We start from the raw sequence: 17454 nt of genomic DNA, 5'->3' as shown, positions 1-17454 counted from the left end.
AGGGATTTTGGTTAAAATCGAGACATTTTCAAAAAATAAGCACAGCCTTCTAGTGTCATTGTCGGTAGTCACAGTTACTGTGGTTGATGGAATTGGAGTATTGTTTTAGCGTTTCGGATAAAGTGGAGATTGAAGGTTTCTATTATTTCTGATTTCAAATTCCAGCTATGCCAGTATAAATCAACATCTACAGAGTGCTGTGGGCTGAGGTTAATGATTTCACCTGCATTTTCCAAAGGTCTGCTTTGCTGATCCGGAATAATACCGTAGCACAAACCGTTGGCAACAAAGATGCCGTATATCTCTGTTGACGGAAGGAAAAATGTAGGCGGATTCATAGGCTGTTTTTTGAGCAGGAGACTAAACATGCGACTGTTCAAGTCATCTTTTCTATTGTAACGAGCCATTGGTGCATGCTCAAGTGATTCGAGTGTCAGCCCATTTTCAAACCAGGTTTTCTGAAATTCTTCAGTCGCAAATATTCCATATCTGACAGTTCCTAGAAATTCTGATTTACACCCCTGGAGGGGTCTTTTTCTGGTTGTTATACATCCCCAGACTTTACCGTCTTTCATGAGTTCATGGGTGCGCTCCTGGTCATCTACATGAATATCCAGAACTATATTGTTATTTCTGAGTAATTCCTCAATGGACGATAAAAACCATGTGGCAAGAGTATCAGCATTCAATCCTATAGAAATAGAAGCAAATCGAGACCCGGTTGTTTTTTTTGCTGAAAGCAGGAAGTCTTCTTCAAGCTGCTTGACCTGGCGGTAATGTACCAGCAAAGGAAGGCCTGCTTCAGTGGCTTCTGGCGGGGTGGATCTTTTTAAGAGCACATGGCCGTATGTGTCTTCCAGTAGTCTGACCCGTTGCGATATGGCAGACTGTGTGAGGTGAAGTTTGTGAGCGGCTTTTTCGAAACCGCCTTCGAGTATCACCATAGCAAATGCTTCAATATTTTTATAGTCGAACATAGTATTAGAAAATCTAATGCATATTGAAAATGTTTAATTTTACTTCTTTGTCATACTCCTACTATAGTATCGCATTCTACACAATATAAGGAGACAGTGATGATAGCTTTTTTGCAGGGTATGGGTACCGGAGCAGGTCTGATAATTGCGATTGGGGCCCAGAATGCCTTTGTGTTATCACAAGGCGTTAGACGAGAACATAATTGGCTGGTTGCTTTTATCTGCAGTTTGTGTGATGCCGTTTTGATTTTCATTGGTGCTGCCGGAGTTGGGTTGGCAGTAGCAAAGAATCCGATGCTTCGTGAGATTGCGGGGTGGGGCGGAGCGCTGTTTCTGGTTTATTATGGTTTCTGTTCAATGAAAGCAGCTTTTAAAGCTGAAGCTTTAGACGATAGTACAACAGATACTTACTCATCGCGATGGGCGATTTTGGTTGCAACCCTTGCAGTGACATTGCTGAATCCCCATGTCTATCTTGATACTCTAGTACTGATAGGTAGTCTCAGTGGGCAGTTCGATGCCGATGGCAGATACCTGTTTGCTTTAGGTGCAAGTGTCGCATCGTTTATATGGTTCTACGCATTAAGTCTTGGCGGCTCTCTGTTGGCACCTGTGTTTAAGAGCAGGAATGCCTGGCGTGTTCTGGATTTTCTGGTGTGCATGACAATGTGGGTAATTGCCTGGCAGATTGTACCGTTATAGTGAAAAAGCATATATTAACCAGTGCTCTGTAAACCTTTACCTATCGGATCTTGTTCGCCCTTTTAGCACACTGACTTCGTTTCTCACTCAGTCACATATCGCTGCTATGCTCCCTCATTCGTGCCTCGCAGTGCACTAAAATTGCGGAACAATCTTTGCGACATTTAAAGATTTACAGAGCACTGGTTGAATAGAGTATTACCTGGAGACCGGTATTTCAACAAGACTGCCACCACCCGGGACTCGATATCTGAGTATGCCACTTACAGAATTGGCCGCTGAATTGGGACTAACATTCATAGTTACATTCATATTCCCGCTATTTACACGCTTAAATAGCCAGATGACTTTTCCCGATGCACTTTCTATTTTTCTGGCTTTTGGTAAAGTGTTTGTGACCGTGGTGCCGGGAGGAAGGTATTGCTCAAGTATGATGCTCTGTGGTGCAGGGGAGCCAATATTGACTTGGAGTTTGATCATTCCGCCAGAAGTCTGTAGGTATCGGCCACTTACTGGACTAGCTGAAGCCTCCTGTGTTGAGCATAGCAAGAAGCCTGTCAGCAGTAGAAAAAGCAACGTAGTAAATGTTGTAAGTGATAGTGTTTTATGAATATCTGAAAATTTCATATTTCCTCAAGTGGTGTTTCTGAATGTATTTAGTACTCTGTAAACCTTTACCTATCGGATCTTGTTCGCCCTTTTAGCACACTGACTTCGTTTCTCATTCAGTCACATATCGCTGCTATGCTCCTTCATTCGTGCCTCGCAATGCACTAAAATTGCGGAACAATCTTTGCGACATTTAAAGATTTACAGAGCACTAGGGGAGAATGTGAAAAGAACGGGACTCTGGATCCCACCGATACCCTGATCCCAGCCAGATCTCCTCAATAAGATCGACGTCAATTCCAAGCTTTTCCAGATCACCATACTGGTCGTAAACAGTTAGAATCTCTTTGTCATTTATTATGGAATCTTTATCTTCATCCGCCCAGTGATGATTGCTGATCATAATGCTGTTATTTCCTTCTGTTTGCACAGGGTTGTCTGCATTAGTACCAGCTGCAACAGAACCTTCAAATATATTTTGATTAGAAGTCGTTTTGGAGATAGTGGCGATATAGGTAAATAGTGCTTTTCCTTGGGTCTTTTGGAGCCATTTCAGCGTATTGTTTTTGATTCCTGTTTGCTGGAGTTGTGGATTTGATTTGTGAATATTGACACTTTCAGGGAAGTGTTCTTTGAGGATTACTGTAACCTGCTGGTTATCAACTCCTGCCACCTCAATGGTTACCGGGAAAGGCTGATCTGCGATAACGTGGGCAGGTAATATTCGAGTCGCTTTGATTTGTATTGGCTTTGGTTGTGAATAAAAGAACCAACTGACAGCTATTATGAGAGCACCTATCGTCAATGAGAGGAGTAGGAGTGGCCAGATTTTCTTCAGCCCTTTTGGCGGGTATGAATCGTGCTGCTCATGTTTTGCTTCAGGAGTAGGTGGTTCGATCTCTTCGTTGGTATCTTCAAGAATAGCCTCAAGTTCGACTTCGAGTGCTTCTGCAAGGCGTAATGCGTTCTCTTTTTTTATGGTCGGATAACGCTTATTTTCCCATCTGGAGATGGTGTCGGTTGTTACCTGAACAGCAGTAGCGACGTAGAGTTGGGTTAATCCTTTTTGCTCCCGCAAAAGTTTTGCCTTTCCACCATCAATGTTCACCATCGCCATAACGCCCTGGTGTTTTGTTTCGGTCATGTTTGATTGTTGTTTTTAGGAGAAATAGTATGCAGCAATTGAAGCAAAGTATACCAACTCAGAGGTTTGCAGCAAAGTGTTAGATGTGAATTCGACAATATAAAGAAGGAATCCGACTGGATGTCGGGTCGTATGTCAGGTGATATCTATAGGCGTCTGATGATTTCCTCGGCATATAATATATGTTTCTAATATAAGTTTGTTATAGATTATGAACGTAGGAAATATGGAGATGGTTATGAAATACTTGTCGATGCTGTTAGTGTGCTTTTGCTTAGTTGGATCTGCAGGATATTCGTTTGCTGCAAGTGCAAGATGTGAAGTAGTCAGCAAGGATGGCGACTTACTTGTAATGGACTGTGGAAAACAGTCCAAAGGGTTTGATGAAAAATCAAAGGTTAAGATCAAGACTGACAGGGATAAGAAGTAAAATAAGCGCTAAGTGGTATTTTAGCGCTATGTGTTATGACCAATCGAATCTGACAGTGTTATCTCTTGGGCTGACTTTGCAGATGCGTAATTTGATGGTACTTCCAGGGGTTGGTTTGAACCCTGGAGGTGTTGCAAGGTCGACATCCATAAGAATATCAACAAGTACCATGTTAATTCTTTTAGGGCCAGAATCAATGACAAGCGCAGTGACTAGCTGTCCCTTTCGTTCTTTGAGGTATTTTAGTAGCCAGTATCTGTGTCGTTGTTGCTTAACATTATTGGCAGCAGATAGCGTTCGGGTAATAACGGCGGAAAAATCCTTACACATTTCATCTGAAAAGCATGGTTCTCGACGTCGTGTTACCGAATTAAGCTGATGCTGCATTACAAGATCAAGTAAGCGGCGTATAGGAGAGGTTACCGTTGTGTAATGAGAAACGCCCAAACCGCTATGCGGATTAGCGTTTGTGCTGAGCTCTCCTCGGGGAAGCTTCTTACGCTGCCTGATATTTAAAAAGAGGTCATCATCTTCACCGTGAACAATTCGCTGTTTCAAGGTCGGTTGTGACCTGTAGAGCCCAGGCGTCATGCGGTCTGAGATGTATCTGGCAGCTTCACTGTTTGCAAGAATCATCATCTCAGAAACCAGGGTGCGGGCAGGTGTGTCTGTTCTGCCGAGACTGATGTGTACTTTGCCGCCAACATCTATAAAGATGTTTACGTCTGGAAACGGCAGGAGTAAGGCACCGTTTGCGAGTCGACGATTCCTCAATTTCTGCTTGAGCATGTTGAGGATGCGTAGTTCATTATCAGTGTCAATGATCTTATCCGCTTCTTCATATGTAAGGCGACGGGCCACCTTGATGATAGACGGACGAATTCTTACCCTGAGTACCTCGCCATCTGGTGACAGCAGAATCATAAAACTAAATGCTGCACGGATTTCGTTCTGGATCAGACTGCAGATACCCTGTGACAGGTGGCGTGGAAGCATTGGAATCTGGCCCTCTGGGAAATATATAGAGGTGCCGCGTTGCATGGCTTCCTGAAAAAGCGGATCGCCGGGCCGAACATAATGAGCAACATCTGAGATGTGAACACCGAGAAGATAACCTTCATCTTTTTTCTCGATAGTCAGAGCGTCATCGAAGTCGAGTGTTGTTGCTCCGTCAATTGTTATAGGTTTGAGATGCGTATAGTCAACTCTACCAGCATCTTCATACAATTCTTCTTTTCTGGATTGAAGAATTGATTCAGCCTGTTGTCTGGCTGCCAGTGAAAAGCTTACTGGTCGATCGCTGCGAAGTAGTGGAATATTCTCGTTTTTATTCCACACTCCGGATTTAACAAGAATGTCGAAAGGGTCATGAGGACGGTTGAGTTCGGCCTCTTTAAGCATTTGCCGTGCGATATCGGCGTTGTCAGCATCGTTACCATAGAGATAGAAATCTCTAAGCAATTTAAGACACTCTTCCTGCCAGCGATTTGTCTCGTTGATACATTTGCCTTGTTGCATTATCTCAGCAATGGTATGAGCCCCTTTATGGATAAGTTCAGCCTTCTGTTCTTCTTTTTCACGCTGTATCTGGATCTGTTCGACTTGATCTTTAGTGTGGGATCGGAGTTTGCCTTCTTTGTACTTAAAGTATAGTTTGTCTATGAAGACAGAACGGAGCAGGGCTGCGATAATGTCATCAGTAGCCTCCTGACCAAAGGAGAGTTCGGCTAAAAAGACGGGATCAAAGACGTTGGAATTCTCATCGACTGTAAGTTCCCATATTTCCTGTAAGTTAATCTGCTCCATCAGAAGTGCCCGTTTTTCTGTTGTCTCTTTAAGAGCATTTACGAGTAATTCTCTGGTGCAATCTATGGTATGATTATCTTTTGAGCAATGCACGATTCTGGATACGGGCAGATTAACTTCACGCCCATTTTGGTTTATCAAACGGACTCGTTTCGGCTGTGCTTCTGTGATGAAAGCACATATGAACTTGCCGTTGTCTAGATATTCTATAAGTTTTCCAGAATTTATCATCGCGCTATACTTTAAGTGCTTCACAGCACTGGTAAGCAGATATTATCTACAGTGTACATGACAGAAGATACGTCGGCCATGGTCAAATAATGAGTATTATAGTACGTTAAATATTGTTAACCAATGTTTAACACACGAACGTTCAGTATAGTGTGAAACTCGATTTGTAGCACTGTATTTTCTTTATTACCTTAAATTTGATTTGTTTATCTATGGATATGTTTGGAAAACCGGTAAAATCCGGAATGGTGGCAATCGTTGGTCCTCCGAATGCGGGAAAATCAACCTTAATGAACAACTTGCTTGGGCAAAAAATCTCAATAGTGACACCCAAGCCGCAGACAACACGGAATAGAATACTTGGTGTTGTCAATGAGGATGATTATCAGATTGTTCTGCTCGATACTCCTGGTCTGCATAATTCAAGAGTTCCCTTGAATCAGGAAATGGTTCGTATTGCAATGGACTCCTTGTCAGAGGTGGATGTCGTCCTGTTTCTTGTCGATATTTCATTGCCCTTACCTGAGAAGATCAGGGAAGAGAAAGAAAAAGAATTTACGGAAATCATGAAAAAGGTGACCTGTCCAGCAATTATGGTGCTGAATAAGGTAGACCTGCTTGAAAAGGAAAAACTGCTGCCGATGATAGCCTCATATTCGTCGTTGTTCCCGTTTCAGGCAGTTATTCCGCTTTCTGCTCTTAAAGGCGACGGAACGGATAATCTCGTAGACGAGGTTCTCAAACTTCTCCCTCTGGGGCCGAGATACTTTCCTGAAGATATTCCGACAGATGCAACCGAACGTTTTTTGGTTGCGGAAATAATCAGGGAGAAAGTGTTTTTGCAAACGGGTCAGGAAATCCCTTATTCTACAGCTGTAACAATTGAATCGTTTAAAGAGGACACGAAAAAGAAACTTGTCACAATTCATGCGACAATCGTCATAGAACGTCCATCTCAGAAAGGTATTATAATAGGCAAGGGTGGTAGTAAACTTAAGAGCATCGGAACTGCCGCAAGATATGACATTGAAAAGCTTATAGGTGAAAAAGTCCTGTTGAAGTTGTGGGTAAAAGTTAAAAAGAAATGGTCACAGGATGAAAGGTTTCTGAAAGAACTTGGGTTTTGAGATAGTCTCGTTGTCTGCAGAATATTAGTTGTTGTACTGGTCGAATCGCACATGTTACCATGTTGCGATTCGACCAGAAATTCGAACGGCTATCTGTTTTAAATAATACCACATATGATTTTAATACTGTAACACAGTATCAACCTGTTACAGCAAGGAATATACCTGTTTCATGAAACGATGTAAGACGCTCTTCTCCGCACTGTTTTTATTGCTTGGTTATCTGTTGATTAGTCCTGTAACGGGAGTAGCAGAAAATGAACAATATGATCTTGTTTATATCTGGGATACCGATATCGAGAATGTGCTTGATTATAAAGAGAAGCTTGAGGAGATCTTTGATGATGCTGTCTCTAAAAGACTCAAGATAGTCGGCAGAGGCGATGAGTATGGTGTCATTTATGATACCAACGGTTCCGCCAGAACGGTTGGGCAGGATATCGCCTATCATGGTGAAATTTTAAGAAAAGAAGGGTTGGATGAGGCTTGGGCAATTAGAGATGAAGGGTATCATCTGTTGTATAATGTCAGTTATGGACTAGGCCCCAATCTCGATTCTTTAAAAAAGACATATGAAAAACTCTATAAATATCTCGGTGAAGAAGTAGGCAAAAATCTTCTTATAGAAAAAACACACGCCGATAACTACGCCCTTATTTATCGCAGGCGCGGAGATCGGAAAACCACAATGGCTGTCGCTCAGAAGCACCGTAAACTGCTCCGATCAAAAAAAATCCGAACTTCCATTACCGCCGAAAATAATAACGAAATCGTCTACGGTGAATCAAGTCTGCTTGATGACGGGAATGATGTTGTAGATACATCCCCGATAAAAATGGCCATTGTCATAAGAAGCGGAAATAGCACCGACGATACCACCGATAAGAGGAATCCTGATCCTGTTGTTATTTCCCTGATAAAAAAAGATAAGAGTAAACGTGTAGTATCAGTAGCTTCACGCACTGCTTTTGAAATGAATGTCGAAGATTTTATCAAGGAGTTACGACGCACAGGAAAGATACGGAGCGACGAAAAAACAGGTTGGATGGTTTACGATCTTGAAAATGACCGCAGCCTGCTGGACATAAACGCCAATGAGATATTTCAGGCAGCAAGTATGATCAAGCCTTTTGTGGCTTTGGCTTTTTTTCATCAGGTAAAAAATGGCAAGCTGACCTACGGACCCAAGAGTAAAAGAATGCTTGAGGCGATGATTCAACGAAGCAGTAATTCCGCGACCAACTGGGTGATTCGACAGGCGGGAGGGCCGGCAAAATGTCAGCAGATCCTTCGTCAGTATTACAGTTCCATATTCAAAAACACAGTAATAAAAGAGTATATCCCTGCAGGTGGACGTACATACAAGAATAGCGCTCTCCCTTCAGACTACATTCGGTTTCTGCGGGCAATGTGGAATAAAGAGTTACCTTATGGCAAGGAATTGCGTCGAATAATGGCACTCCCCGGTAGGGATCGTCTGTATCATGGCACACCAATTCCACAAGGAACACTGGTATACAACAAGACAGGATCCACCGCGCATCTTTGCGGTGATATGGGGATTCTTGTACCAAAAACAGCTAAAGGACAACGATATCCCTACGCTATTGTCGGGATAATTGAGCGCAGTTCACGTCCCTCTGATTATGGCCGTTGGATGCTGGCTCGTGGGAATGTGATACGCCAAGTGTCAACCCTTGTGTACGAGGAGATGAAGAAGCAGCATAGTCTGCTTTAGGAGCAATGGTTGTACTGATTTTTTCTAGGAGTCTGCCTGGTTATGCCCTTTTCCCCGTATCTGCATTATTTTATAAAAGACAATGCTGCAGGTAAGCTAAGACTTCGATATCAAGTATATGGCTGTGTCTTGATATTTTTAAAATACCTTAATCTTTGAAAAAATAGCTATAACCCGACACCCTCCTATAGCTACCCTTAATAGATTATATTCAGTCTTTTTTGGTACCCAGAGAAGTTCTTTCAACTATCTTTCTGTAGTATTCATCGTCATGTGATATGTTCGCTGGTGAAGGGCGATTTTTATCAACTTTCATCAACAGGACACTGAGCTTTCGCATTTGTTGAACCCGCTGATGCTCATCTTCTGTTTTTGCTATTAGCTGTTCAAGTCGAGTGATTTCTTTGCGAGTTTCAATTTCCGGTGGAACATAGCCCGCATTTTTAAGCATCTTATACGCTATTTTTAAGTCATCTGGTACGAGGTGATCGTCATCGAGTTTGAGCGGTTTATTTTTCCAGCCATCAGTCTTAAGCTCACCTTTTTCAATGGCTTGTGAGATTCGTTGTTCAGCTATAAATGCAAGACAATCCATAAGATATTTATTTCACCAGGTCAAATTGAGAATAGAGATTAAGGCTTTTCAGTATGTTCAGAGCGGTACGTAGTTGATTGTCCTGTGCAAGGCGCACTTCATGTGCGTTTTCGTCCTCATCTGTGCCTTCTGAGCTGTTGTTGTCACTCAGGTCATTTCCTGGTATGTGGTTTTTGAGGTCGGACTCACGGAGTCGTGTCTTTTCTACGTTTTCTTCATTTGAAGCACCGTTGCACGCTACAAACGGAACTTCGACATCCGGCGTGATGCCAAGAGCCTGGATAGATTTGCCTGCAGGTGTATAATACCGTGCAGTGGTAACTCGTAAACCTGCGCCGCCGGGGAGCGGTATAATCGTTTGTACTGAACCCTTACCAAAGGTCTGGGTGCCGACTATGAGTCCGCGTTTATGGTCCTGGATGGCTCCTGCAACGATTTCAGAAGCGCTGGCAGAGCCTTCGTTAACGAGAACTATGAGCGGATAGGGGAGGTCTTCAGAGGATTTATGTGCTTTAAACGACATGTTTTGATCATCTGTTCTTCCTTTCGTATAGACGATGAGTCCATCGCTAAGAAACGTGTCTGCTACGCTGACGGCCTGATTGAGCAAACCACCTGGATTGTTTCTGAGGTCGAGTATCAGGCCTTTAATTTTATCTTTTTCTGACAGCCTTCCTATAGCTTCCCGGTAGTCTTGAGTGGAGTGACTTTGAAAATTAGTGATTCGGGTGTAAGCAAAACCAGGAGCAATGAAAAAGGCTTTAACAGACTGAAGAGGTATGATGTCTCTTGTCAAAGTCATTTCTTTAAGATCACTCCAGCCTTCACGATATACAGAGATGGTGATTGTGCTCCCCTGAGGACCTCGTAATCGCTTTACAGCCTCAACTGCCCCCATCTCTTTTGTTTTTTCGCCGCCAATTTCAACTATAATATCTTTGGCTTTAAGGCCGGCTTTGTCAGCAGGGGTTCCTTCGATCGGACTGATAATTGTAAGAATATTATCCTTTATTGTAATCTCAATTCCTATCCCTGAGAATTGTCCTTGTGTTTCTTCCTGCAGTTCCTGAAACCCTTCTGGTGGAAGATATGCTGAATGCGGATCAAGCGAATAAAGCAAACCGCGGATAGCTCCGTTAATAGTCTCGGAAGAATCGATTTCTTCGACGTAGTTATCCTGAAGAATGCTGAGGACGTTTGCAAAAACCTCAAGTTGCTTATAGGTCTTTTCGCGTTCTTTGGGTGTGATTTCAGCATTGGAATCTGCTGGTATCGTAAAGAAGAGAAGGGTGATAATAACGAGAGCTTGCTTAAAGAAAGCTGCACTTTGCATGTTTGAACTCCAGGCAGGGGGAGGTTGCCAGTTGTTAGCCTCGATTTTTCGAAGAATCGGGATCTGGCAGCTGCAGGTTACTGGCTTCTAGCCATTTAAGAGGGTCCAGTGATTGTTTCCCGTGGCGAATTTCAAAATACAAACCTTCGTCTATCAAGGTGGCTGTATCGCTTAATAGGCCGATAAATTGCCCGGCTTGAACGTTTTCGCCGTTTCCGACTGTAATTTTCTCCAGCCTGGAAGTAACGGAATAATATTGAAACCCGTGATGTATAATTACAGTATTCCCATATCCGCGTAAATATCCAGAAAATATTACGGTGCCTTCTGCAATAGCTTTCACTTCAGAACCATCAGGAGCGCTAATAGCTATTCCGGTAGATTTGCGCATGATTCCTAGCTTGTTAGCCTTAACCTGATTGAAAAAAGTAATCACTTCACCTGTAAGGGGGGATGGGAGATTGCCCTTACTTTTAGCGAATGTCTGCTTGAGGTCGTACTCCTTGTTTTTTAGAGCAATAAGAGATGAAGAAAGAGATTCTGAGGCAAGTTCAAGCTCTTTGATGGCTTGATCATGTAAATGCTTTTGCGTTCGTATGTGGGAGAGGAGATCTTCTTTTTCATCGCGAATTTTGTCAGTCGCAGTATTTTCGGCAAGAGCTGTAGAGACAAATTCCTGAAGGAGTTCTTTTTCCAGTGAGTAGGCGTCTCTTGCTCGTTCAAGAGCTACTATTTTATTTCTATAGCGACTGACAACGTCTTTATCATAGGCTATGAGAGTCTGGAATGAGTCATGAAATCTGAGAAGCTCAGGCAGTGATTTTGAGGAAAAAGTAACGTTAAGGAACCCTACTTTGCCCATTTTGTAATATGCCCCTGTGCGTTTTTTAAGATGGTCAAGAACCTTGTTCTTTTCAGTTTGCAAAGAATTGATTTCAGTTTGTTTGGCATTGATCAGTTCTTCCTGTTCCTCAACCTGGTGTTGTAAATTGCTGACTTTTTCGAGTTGAGCCTTGAGGCGCGAGTCAATTTCCTCAATTTCCAGGAGAATGTTTTTCTCAAGTGTGTCGCTCTCTTGAGATTTGTTCTGCTGCTCTCTGATCCCTCTTTGCAGTCTTTGAATCTTGACTTTGTGTTGTTCTATATTTTGATGTATTTCCGAAGACGTGTCTTTTTTATATTGATCGGCAGCAATTGAAGGTGATGGTGCCAATGAACAGTATACAATGGTGAAGATTATCAGTGCCGATAACGGAAAATGCGGATAGACATAATTGAACTTCTTAATCAGCATGGAAGAAAAAAATAATTTGAGTGTTGAATATCTCATAGGGTTCTGTGATGGATATTCATATGCGGAGATATTTACGCATCGAACTGTGGCTGCCAACAGTACACAGCAGTATCGAAACACCGATGATAGTCAGGACTGTAAGCGGCGGAAAAAATGTAAATTCAATAAGGTTTAAAAAACCAGGACCTGAGAATCGTTCGGTGATCCAGTGGAAAAGTAGGTAAAGTGACGCAAGACCAAGGGTTGAGCCGAGAAAACCCTGTAAGAATCCTTCAAGAAGAAACGGTGTGCGGATGTAATTGTTTGTGGCCCCAACGAGTTTTAATAACTCAAGTTCGTCCTGACGGCCGAGAATCGTTAGTCTGATAGTGTATGCCACCATAAAGATGGTTGTTAAGATGAGCAGACTGCCACTCAAAAGAACTACAATAGAAAGAAGCCGTGTGAAACTGTAAAAACGTTCCATCCAGTCCTGACCATACTGAACCTTGAGTGTACCGGGAAGCCGCGAAAGGTAGCCTGAAAAGAGTTTCATCTGGGTCAGGCTTCTGAGGGTGCGTAGTGGTGTAACTTCAATTGATGGAGGAAGAAAGTCATTAGGCATATCTTCGAGAACATCTCTGTCATTTCCCAATTGAGATGCGAAGCTGTCAAAAGCCTCTTCACGAGATATAAAACGTATATTTTCTACTTCATCAAAGGAAAGGATTTTTTTCTTAAGTTGCTCCTGCATCTCCGGACCGGGTTCCTCTTCGAGGTAGACTATGAGGCGAAGGTCGTCACCCAGCTGGTCCCCGACATTAAGCATATTTGCATATATGAGATAAAACAGGGTGAACATCAATACTGACAGGCTGACTGTGAGTAGTGTCATTAACTGTGACATCCATGTTTGTCGGAGATTTCGGCCAACCTGGCGTAAAACTGTTAACCAGAAACTCATACGCGCGGCCCTCCAGATAATGAGTGGATGGCCCCTCCTTTTAATTCCATGATTCGGTATGAATTATTACGATAAATTGTAAGGTCGTGGGTTGCTATGACTACAGTTGCACCTGCTTTGTGACTGTTGTTGAGCAATTTTACAACGCGATCAGTGGTGTCGGCGTCGAGGTTACCGGTTGGCTCATCAACTAAAACCATCGTGGGAGAGTTGGCCACAGCTCTGGCAAGTGTTATGCGCTGTTGCTCTCCACGAGATAGCTCTCCGGTGATGCTATCATGCTTATCTGAAAGGTCGAGTTGATCAAGCAGGGAGCGTACTCTGTTCTGAATTATTTGAGGTTTTTTGTACGAAACTTCCATTGATATTGCAATGTTTTCAGCTGCTGTTCGATCTGTAAGCAGTTTGAAATCCTGATAGGCAACACCGATTTTCTGGCGGAGTCGTGCAAGCTTTCCGCCTTTGATTTTATGTATCTGGTGACCGGAGACTTCAATGAGGCCGTTTGTGGGAGGCTCCATACTGGAAATCAGTTTAAGTAATGTTGTCTTTCCAGCTCCACTTCTCCCGATTATGAAAAACATCTCACCTCGGCCTATTGATAGCGAAATGTTAGATAATGCATTGATATCTGGCGGGTATCGTTTTGATACTTTGATCATTTCGACCATTGGTGATTCAGCAGAGGCTTTGTGGTCTTTCATAGATTTAAACGTCATTGGTGTAAAATTTTTCTGAGATAGCAATGCAGATGTATGTCATACAGGCAGTTTGCATTAATAAATACAATAAAGCCATGTGAGAACGCTACATTCTAAGAGTCTGCATCTATACCATATGCAATTCATAACGTCACAGGTGAAAGCGTCAGTTTGCGTTCAACATATTATATTTTTTAATATTGTGACTAATTTGTCTAGAAAAACATCAGTATTCATTCACTATAAAAAATGATAAGAATTTGTTAACTATTTTAGATAATTCAAAGCATTATGTCAATTTTAATTGGAGATTATCCGGGGTGTAATAGGCCAGAGTTCTATGTCAAAACCAGTCTGATTCAGTGCTGGTTCAGAAGTGCCTGATTTTTAACCTTGCAACTTAAAGCGCAATTGTTATTTTTATCTGTTTTACGTGAATTCGATCAATGGCTTTCAGCCAATTTGAAATAATCTACTTCGATCCCGAATATTCATATTGGTTGAAGTGAGTTACCATTAAAGGAGAATACCATGGACTATAGGGCAACTCTTAATCTGCCCCAGACCAAGTTCAAGATGAAGGCGAACCTGGCCCAGAAAGAGCCTACATATCTCAAACGTTGGGATAAAGAAGATATTTATAAGATGTTGCAGGAATCCGCGAAAGACAAGCCGTTGTTTGTTCTTCATGACGGCCCTCCATATGCAAACGGACATATTCATCTTGGTACAGCTTTCAATAAAATTCTCAAAGATATAATTCTTAAATCACGCCGGATGGCAGGGTTTAATGCTCCGTATATACCGGGCTGGGATTGTCACGGCTTGCCGATTGAACACAATGTCGATAAAGAGCTTGGTGATAAGAAAAAAGTAATTCCTAAGCTCGCTAAGCGTGGTGCCTGTCGGAAATACGCTGAAAAATGGATAAAAACTCAGAAGGCCGAATTTAAAAGGCTAGGTGTTCTGGGAGACTGGGATGCACCATACCTGACAATGACCTATGAGTATGAGGCCGCAATTGCCCGTGAATTCAATAAATTTCTGCTTTCTGAATCTGTAGTACGTAATAAGAAACCGGTTTACTGGTGTTCTACGTGTACCACTGCGCTAGCCGAAGCCGAAGTAGAGTATCACGATCATAATTCTCCATCCATTTATGTTAAATTCCCGGTAAAAGAAGACATCTCAGATGTTGATTCGGCACTGGCTGGAGATAAGGTTTTTGTCGTTATCTGGACAACAACTCCGTGGACTTTACCTGCAAACCTTGCGGTCGCACTTCATCCTGATTTTGAATATGCTGCAGTTAAAGTTGGTGAAGAAACGTGGGTGCTTGCCAAGGAGCTTGTTGAGACCGTGATGACTGAGGTAGGAATTGAAGAGTATTCAATCGTTTCTACATTTTCAGCAGCGGGTCTTGAACGTAAGAATTGTCGCCATCCATTTATGGACCGTGATTCACTTATTGTTCTTGCAGACTATGTAACCACAGAAGCCGGTACCGGTTGTGTACATACAGCTCCGGGCCACGGTACTGATGATTACCAGACAGGTCTGCGTTACGGGCTTGAGATTCTTTCTCCTGTTAATAACGAAGGTATTTACACCAATGAAGCCGGGCCATATGAAGGTGAAAAAGTACCTCAGGTTAATAGCCGCATTATAGAAGACATGACAGCATCCGGAATGCTGGTCAAGCATAGCGGGATTAATCATAGTTATCCTCATTGCTGGAGATGTAAAAAACCGGTTATGTACCGTGCGACTCCGCAGTGGTTCATTTCAATGGATAATAACGATCTCCGTAAAAACGCTCTTGAGGCGATCACCAAAGTCACCTGGACTCCATCCTGGGGACAGCAGCGAATTCACTCTATGGTAGAAGGCCGACCGGATTGGTGTCTTTCTCGTCAGCGAACCTGGGGTGTGCCTATAACCGTAGTGAGCTGTAACAGTTGCGGTGAGATCTTAAAGAGCAAAGAGCTGGTTGAAAAGATCGATGAGCTTTTCAAAAAAGAAGGTGCAGATGCGTGGTTCCGCCATGACGTTGACACCTTTGTCAGTCAAGGAACTGCCTGTTCCTGTGGATCTACCGATTTCATCAAAGAAGAAGATATTCTTGATGTATGGTTTGATTCCGGCGTAAGCCACGCCGCTGTGTGTGAAATTCGTGATGAATTACGAGCTCCTGCTGATCTGTACCTTGAAGGAAGCGACCAGCATCGCGGCTGGTTTCAGTCCTCATTGCTTACTTCTGTAGGTACCCGTGGAACAGCACCATTTGCTGGCGTCTTAACTCATGGCTATGTTGTTGATGGCGCTGGTAAAAAGATGTCCAAATCAGTTGGTAATGTTGTCGCGCCGCAAGAAGTAATTGAAAAGTACGGTGCAGAGATTCTCAGGCTCTGGGTCAGCAGTGAAGATTATCGTGATGATGTTAAGGTTTCAGACGAAATTCTTCGCCAGGTTTCAGATTCCTACAGGAAAATTCGAAATACTATCAGGTATATGCTTGGTAATCTCAGTGATTTCAATCCTGATACCAACAGGGTGCCAACCGAAAAGCTCTCTGAGCTTGATCGTTGGGCCCTTACACGGTTTGAAGAGTTACGCGAGAAGATCACCTCCTCATATGAGAAGTATGAGTTTCATTCAATCTATCACGGACTCAACTATTTCTGTGGTACGACAATGAGTGCATTTTATCTCGATATCTTAAAAGACAGGTTGTACACCTCTGGAACTGATTCTCATTCCAGAAGATCTGCACAGACAGCGCTGTATGATATCCTTGATGGAACGCTCAGGTTGATGAGCCCGGTGTTGAGCTTTACGGCACAGGAAGCCTGGGAGTCACTCCACAATCACAACGAGAAGACTCCTCTTTCAGAAAGCATATTGTTTGCAGAGTTTCCTGAAAAACGAGAGACAGGGTTTGACGAGAATCTTGATCTGCGCTGGAGCAACCTGTTAAAGATACGTTCAGAAATCACAAAAGCACTTGAAATTGCCAGAAGAGAAAAGGTAATCGGCCACCCGCTGGAAGCAGAGGTCTTGTTGTCTGTTGAAGGTGATCTTGCCGAGTTTGCAAAGAGTGAGTGGCAGTCTATTAAAGAGGCCTGTATTATTTCTGAACTTTCAGAATTGCCTGCTGATATCGATCCTGCAACTATTGTTGTGAGCGAAGAAATTCCAGGATTGAGGGTTGCGGTTAAAGCCGCTAAGGGCGAAAAATGCGAACGTTGCTGGATTCGTTCCACCAGCGTAGGCGAGGACAGTAATCATCCTCTCATTTGTGAGCGATGTTCAAGTGTTGTCGCTGGCATGGACCTTTCTACCGAAGAATAATTGTGCCATATTTCGTTCTGGCAGCGCTTGTAATCGTTGCTGATCAGCTTACCAAGCTGATGATATTGAATTCATTTCACCTATATGAATCCAGGGAGGTTATCCCTGGATTCTTTAATCTGGTGTATGTGACAAATCCAGGTGCAGCATTCAGTCTGTTTGCTGATATTGACTCCCCATGGCGTCATTATTTCTTTCTTGGTATCGGACTGGTGGCAGTAGTCGGTTTGACTATAGGCTATTTTGCTATCAGGAAAGAACACAAATGGTATATGCCTGCGTTCGCATGCATTGCCGGCGGAGCTGCAGGTAATCTGATTGACAGGGTGAGGTTTGGTTCTGTTGTCGATTTTCTTGATGTATACGTAGGGAAGTATCATTGGCCTGCCTTCAATATAGCTGATTCAGCCATTTGCATCGGCGCCGCAATTTTTATTACCATCTCATTGTTACAGTCAAAAAAGAACTAAAGG

Annotated in this window: 15 protein-coding genes; 6 read left to right on the top strand and 9 right to left on the bottom strand. The window is 42.9% G+C overall.

Annotated elements, in window-relative coordinates; all coding sequences use genetic code 11:
- Positions 1 to 74: 74 nt before the first annotated feature.
- Positions 75 to 977, bottom strand: a complete 903-nt coding sequence (locus FCL46_RS12070; protein WP_136808378.1) for a LysR family transcriptional regulator ArgP — start codon at positions 975 to 977, stop codon at positions 75 to 77.
- Positions 978 to 1076: 99 nt separating this feature from the next.
- Between FCL46_RS12070 and FCL46_RS12065 the strand changes: the two genes are divergently transcribed.
- The gene (locus FCL46_RS12065; protein ID WP_136808377.1) at positions 1077 to 1679 is read left to right on the top strand and encodes a LysE/ArgO family amino acid transporter; all 603 of its coding nucleotides are present in this window, start codon (positions 1077 to 1079) and stop codon (positions 1677 to 1679) included.
- 198 nt (positions 1680 to 1877) lie between these two features.
- Here the strand turns inward: FCL46_RS12065 and FCL46_RS12060 are convergent, their stop codons facing one another.
- Both FCL46_RS12060 and FCL46_RS12055 read right to left on the bottom strand, forming a co-directional pair.
- The gene (locus FCL46_RS12060; RefSeq protein WP_136808376.1) at positions 1878 to 2306 is read right to left on the bottom strand and encodes a hypothetical protein; all 429 of its coding nucleotides are present in this window, start codon (positions 2304 to 2306) and stop codon (positions 1878 to 1880) included.
- 193 nt (positions 2307 to 2499) lie between these two features.
- Complete coding sequence (locus tag FCL46_RS12055) at positions 2500 to 3432, bottom strand: helix-turn-helix domain-containing protein (RefSeq protein ID WP_136808375.1); 933 nt, start codon at positions 3430 to 3432, stop codon at positions 2500 to 2502.
- 238 nt (positions 3433 to 3670) lie between these two features.
- Between FCL46_RS12055 and FCL46_RS12050 the strand changes: the two genes are divergently transcribed.
- A complete protein-coding gene (locus FCL46_RS12050) occupies positions 3671 to 3862 on the top strand; it encodes a hypothetical protein (protein ID WP_136808374.1) in 192 nt (63 codons plus the stop codon).
- Positions 3863 to 3895: 33 nt separating this feature from the next.
- On the opposite strand, the gene FCL46_RS12045 is transcribed toward FCL46_RS12050, so the two are convergent.
- On the bottom strand, positions 3896 to 5809 hold the full coding sequence (locus FCL46_RS12045) for a ribonuclease catalytic domain-containing protein (protein ID WP_228723387.1): 1914 nt from the start codon (positions 5807 to 5809) through the stop codon (positions 3896 to 3898).
- Between the two features lie 308 nt (positions 5810 to 6117).
- On the opposite strand from FCL46_RS12045, the gene era reads away from it, so the two are divergent.
- Together era and FCL46_RS12035 are read left to right on the top strand one after the other, a co-directional pair.
- On the top strand, positions 6118 to 7026 hold the full coding sequence (gene era / locus FCL46_RS12040; protein WP_136808518.1) for a GTPase Era: 909 nt from the start codon (positions 6118 to 6120) through the stop codon (positions 7024 to 7026).
- A gap of 172 nt (positions 7027 to 7198) precedes the next feature.
- The gene (locus FCL46_RS12035) at positions 7199 to 8764 is read left to right on the top strand and encodes a serine hydrolase (RefSeq protein ID WP_136808372.1); all 1566 of its coding nucleotides are present in this window, start codon (positions 7199 to 7201) and stop codon (positions 8762 to 8764) included.
- 211 nt (positions 8765 to 8975) lie between these two features.
- Here the strand turns inward: FCL46_RS12035 and FCL46_RS12030 are convergent, their stop codons facing one another.
- Genes FCL46_RS12030 through ftsE form a run of 5 tightly spaced genes read right to left on the bottom strand, consistent with a single transcriptional unit; the run spans position 8976 to position 13633 of the window.
- The gene (locus FCL46_RS12030; protein ID WP_136808371.1) at positions 8976 to 9359 is read right to left on the bottom strand and encodes a DnaJ family domain-containing protein; all 384 of its coding nucleotides are present in this window, start codon (positions 9357 to 9359) and stop codon (positions 8976 to 8978) included.
- Between the two features lie 7 nt (positions 9360 to 9366).
- The gene (locus tag FCL46_RS12025) at positions 9367 to 10692 is read right to left on the bottom strand and encodes a S41 family peptidase (RefSeq protein WP_136808370.1); all 1326 of its coding nucleotides are present in this window, start codon (positions 10690 to 10692) and stop codon (positions 9367 to 9369) included.
- Between the two features lie 34 nt (positions 10693 to 10726).
- The gene (locus FCL46_RS12020) at positions 10727 to 12022 is read right to left on the bottom strand and encodes a murein hydrolase activator EnvC family protein (RefSeq protein ID WP_136808369.1); all 1296 of its coding nucleotides are present in this window, start codon (positions 12020 to 12022) and stop codon (positions 10727 to 10729) included.
- 19 nt (positions 12023 to 12041) lie between these two features.
- Positions 12042 to 12929 carry a permease-like cell division protein FtsX gene (gene ftsX / locus FCL46_RS12015; RefSeq protein ID WP_136808368.1) on the bottom strand — a complete coding sequence of 296 codons (888 nt, stop codon included), beginning with the start codon at positions 12927 to 12929 and terminating at the stop codon, positions 12042 to 12044.
- The gene (gene ftsE, locus FCL46_RS12010; protein ID WP_228723385.1) at positions 12926 to 13633 is read right to left on the bottom strand and encodes a cell division ATP-binding protein FtsE; all 708 of its coding nucleotides are present in this window, start codon (positions 13631 to 13633) and stop codon (positions 12926 to 12928) included. The genes ftsX and ftsE overlap by 4 nt, the downstream gene beginning before the upstream one ends.
- 528 nt (positions 13634 to 14161) lie before the next feature.
- On the opposite strand from ftsE, the gene ileS reads away from it, so the two are divergent.
- Together ileS and lspA are read left to right on the top strand one after the other, a co-directional pair.
- Positions 14162 to 16981, top strand: coding sequence for an isoleucine--tRNA ligase (ileS, locus tag FCL46_RS12005; protein WP_136808367.1), 2820 nt, complete (start codon positions 14162 to 14164; stop codon positions 16979 to 16981).
- A gap of 2 nt (positions 16982 to 16983) precedes the next feature.
- Positions 16984 to 17451, top strand: a complete 468-nt coding sequence (gene lspA / locus FCL46_RS12000) for a signal peptidase II (RefSeq protein ID WP_228723384.1) — start codon at positions 16984 to 16986, stop codon at positions 17449 to 17451.
- The last annotated feature ends 3 nt before the right edge of the window (positions 17452 to 17454 follow it).

The organism is Desulfosediminicola flagellatus, assembly GCF_005116655.2.
Taxonomy (GTDB): Bacteria; Desulfobacterota; Desulfobulbia; order Desulfobulbales; family Desulfocapsaceae; genus Desulfopila; species Desulfopila flagellata.
Note: the sequence above shows the minus strand (reverse complement) of the source record. Positions and strands in the feature narration are given on the sequence as shown.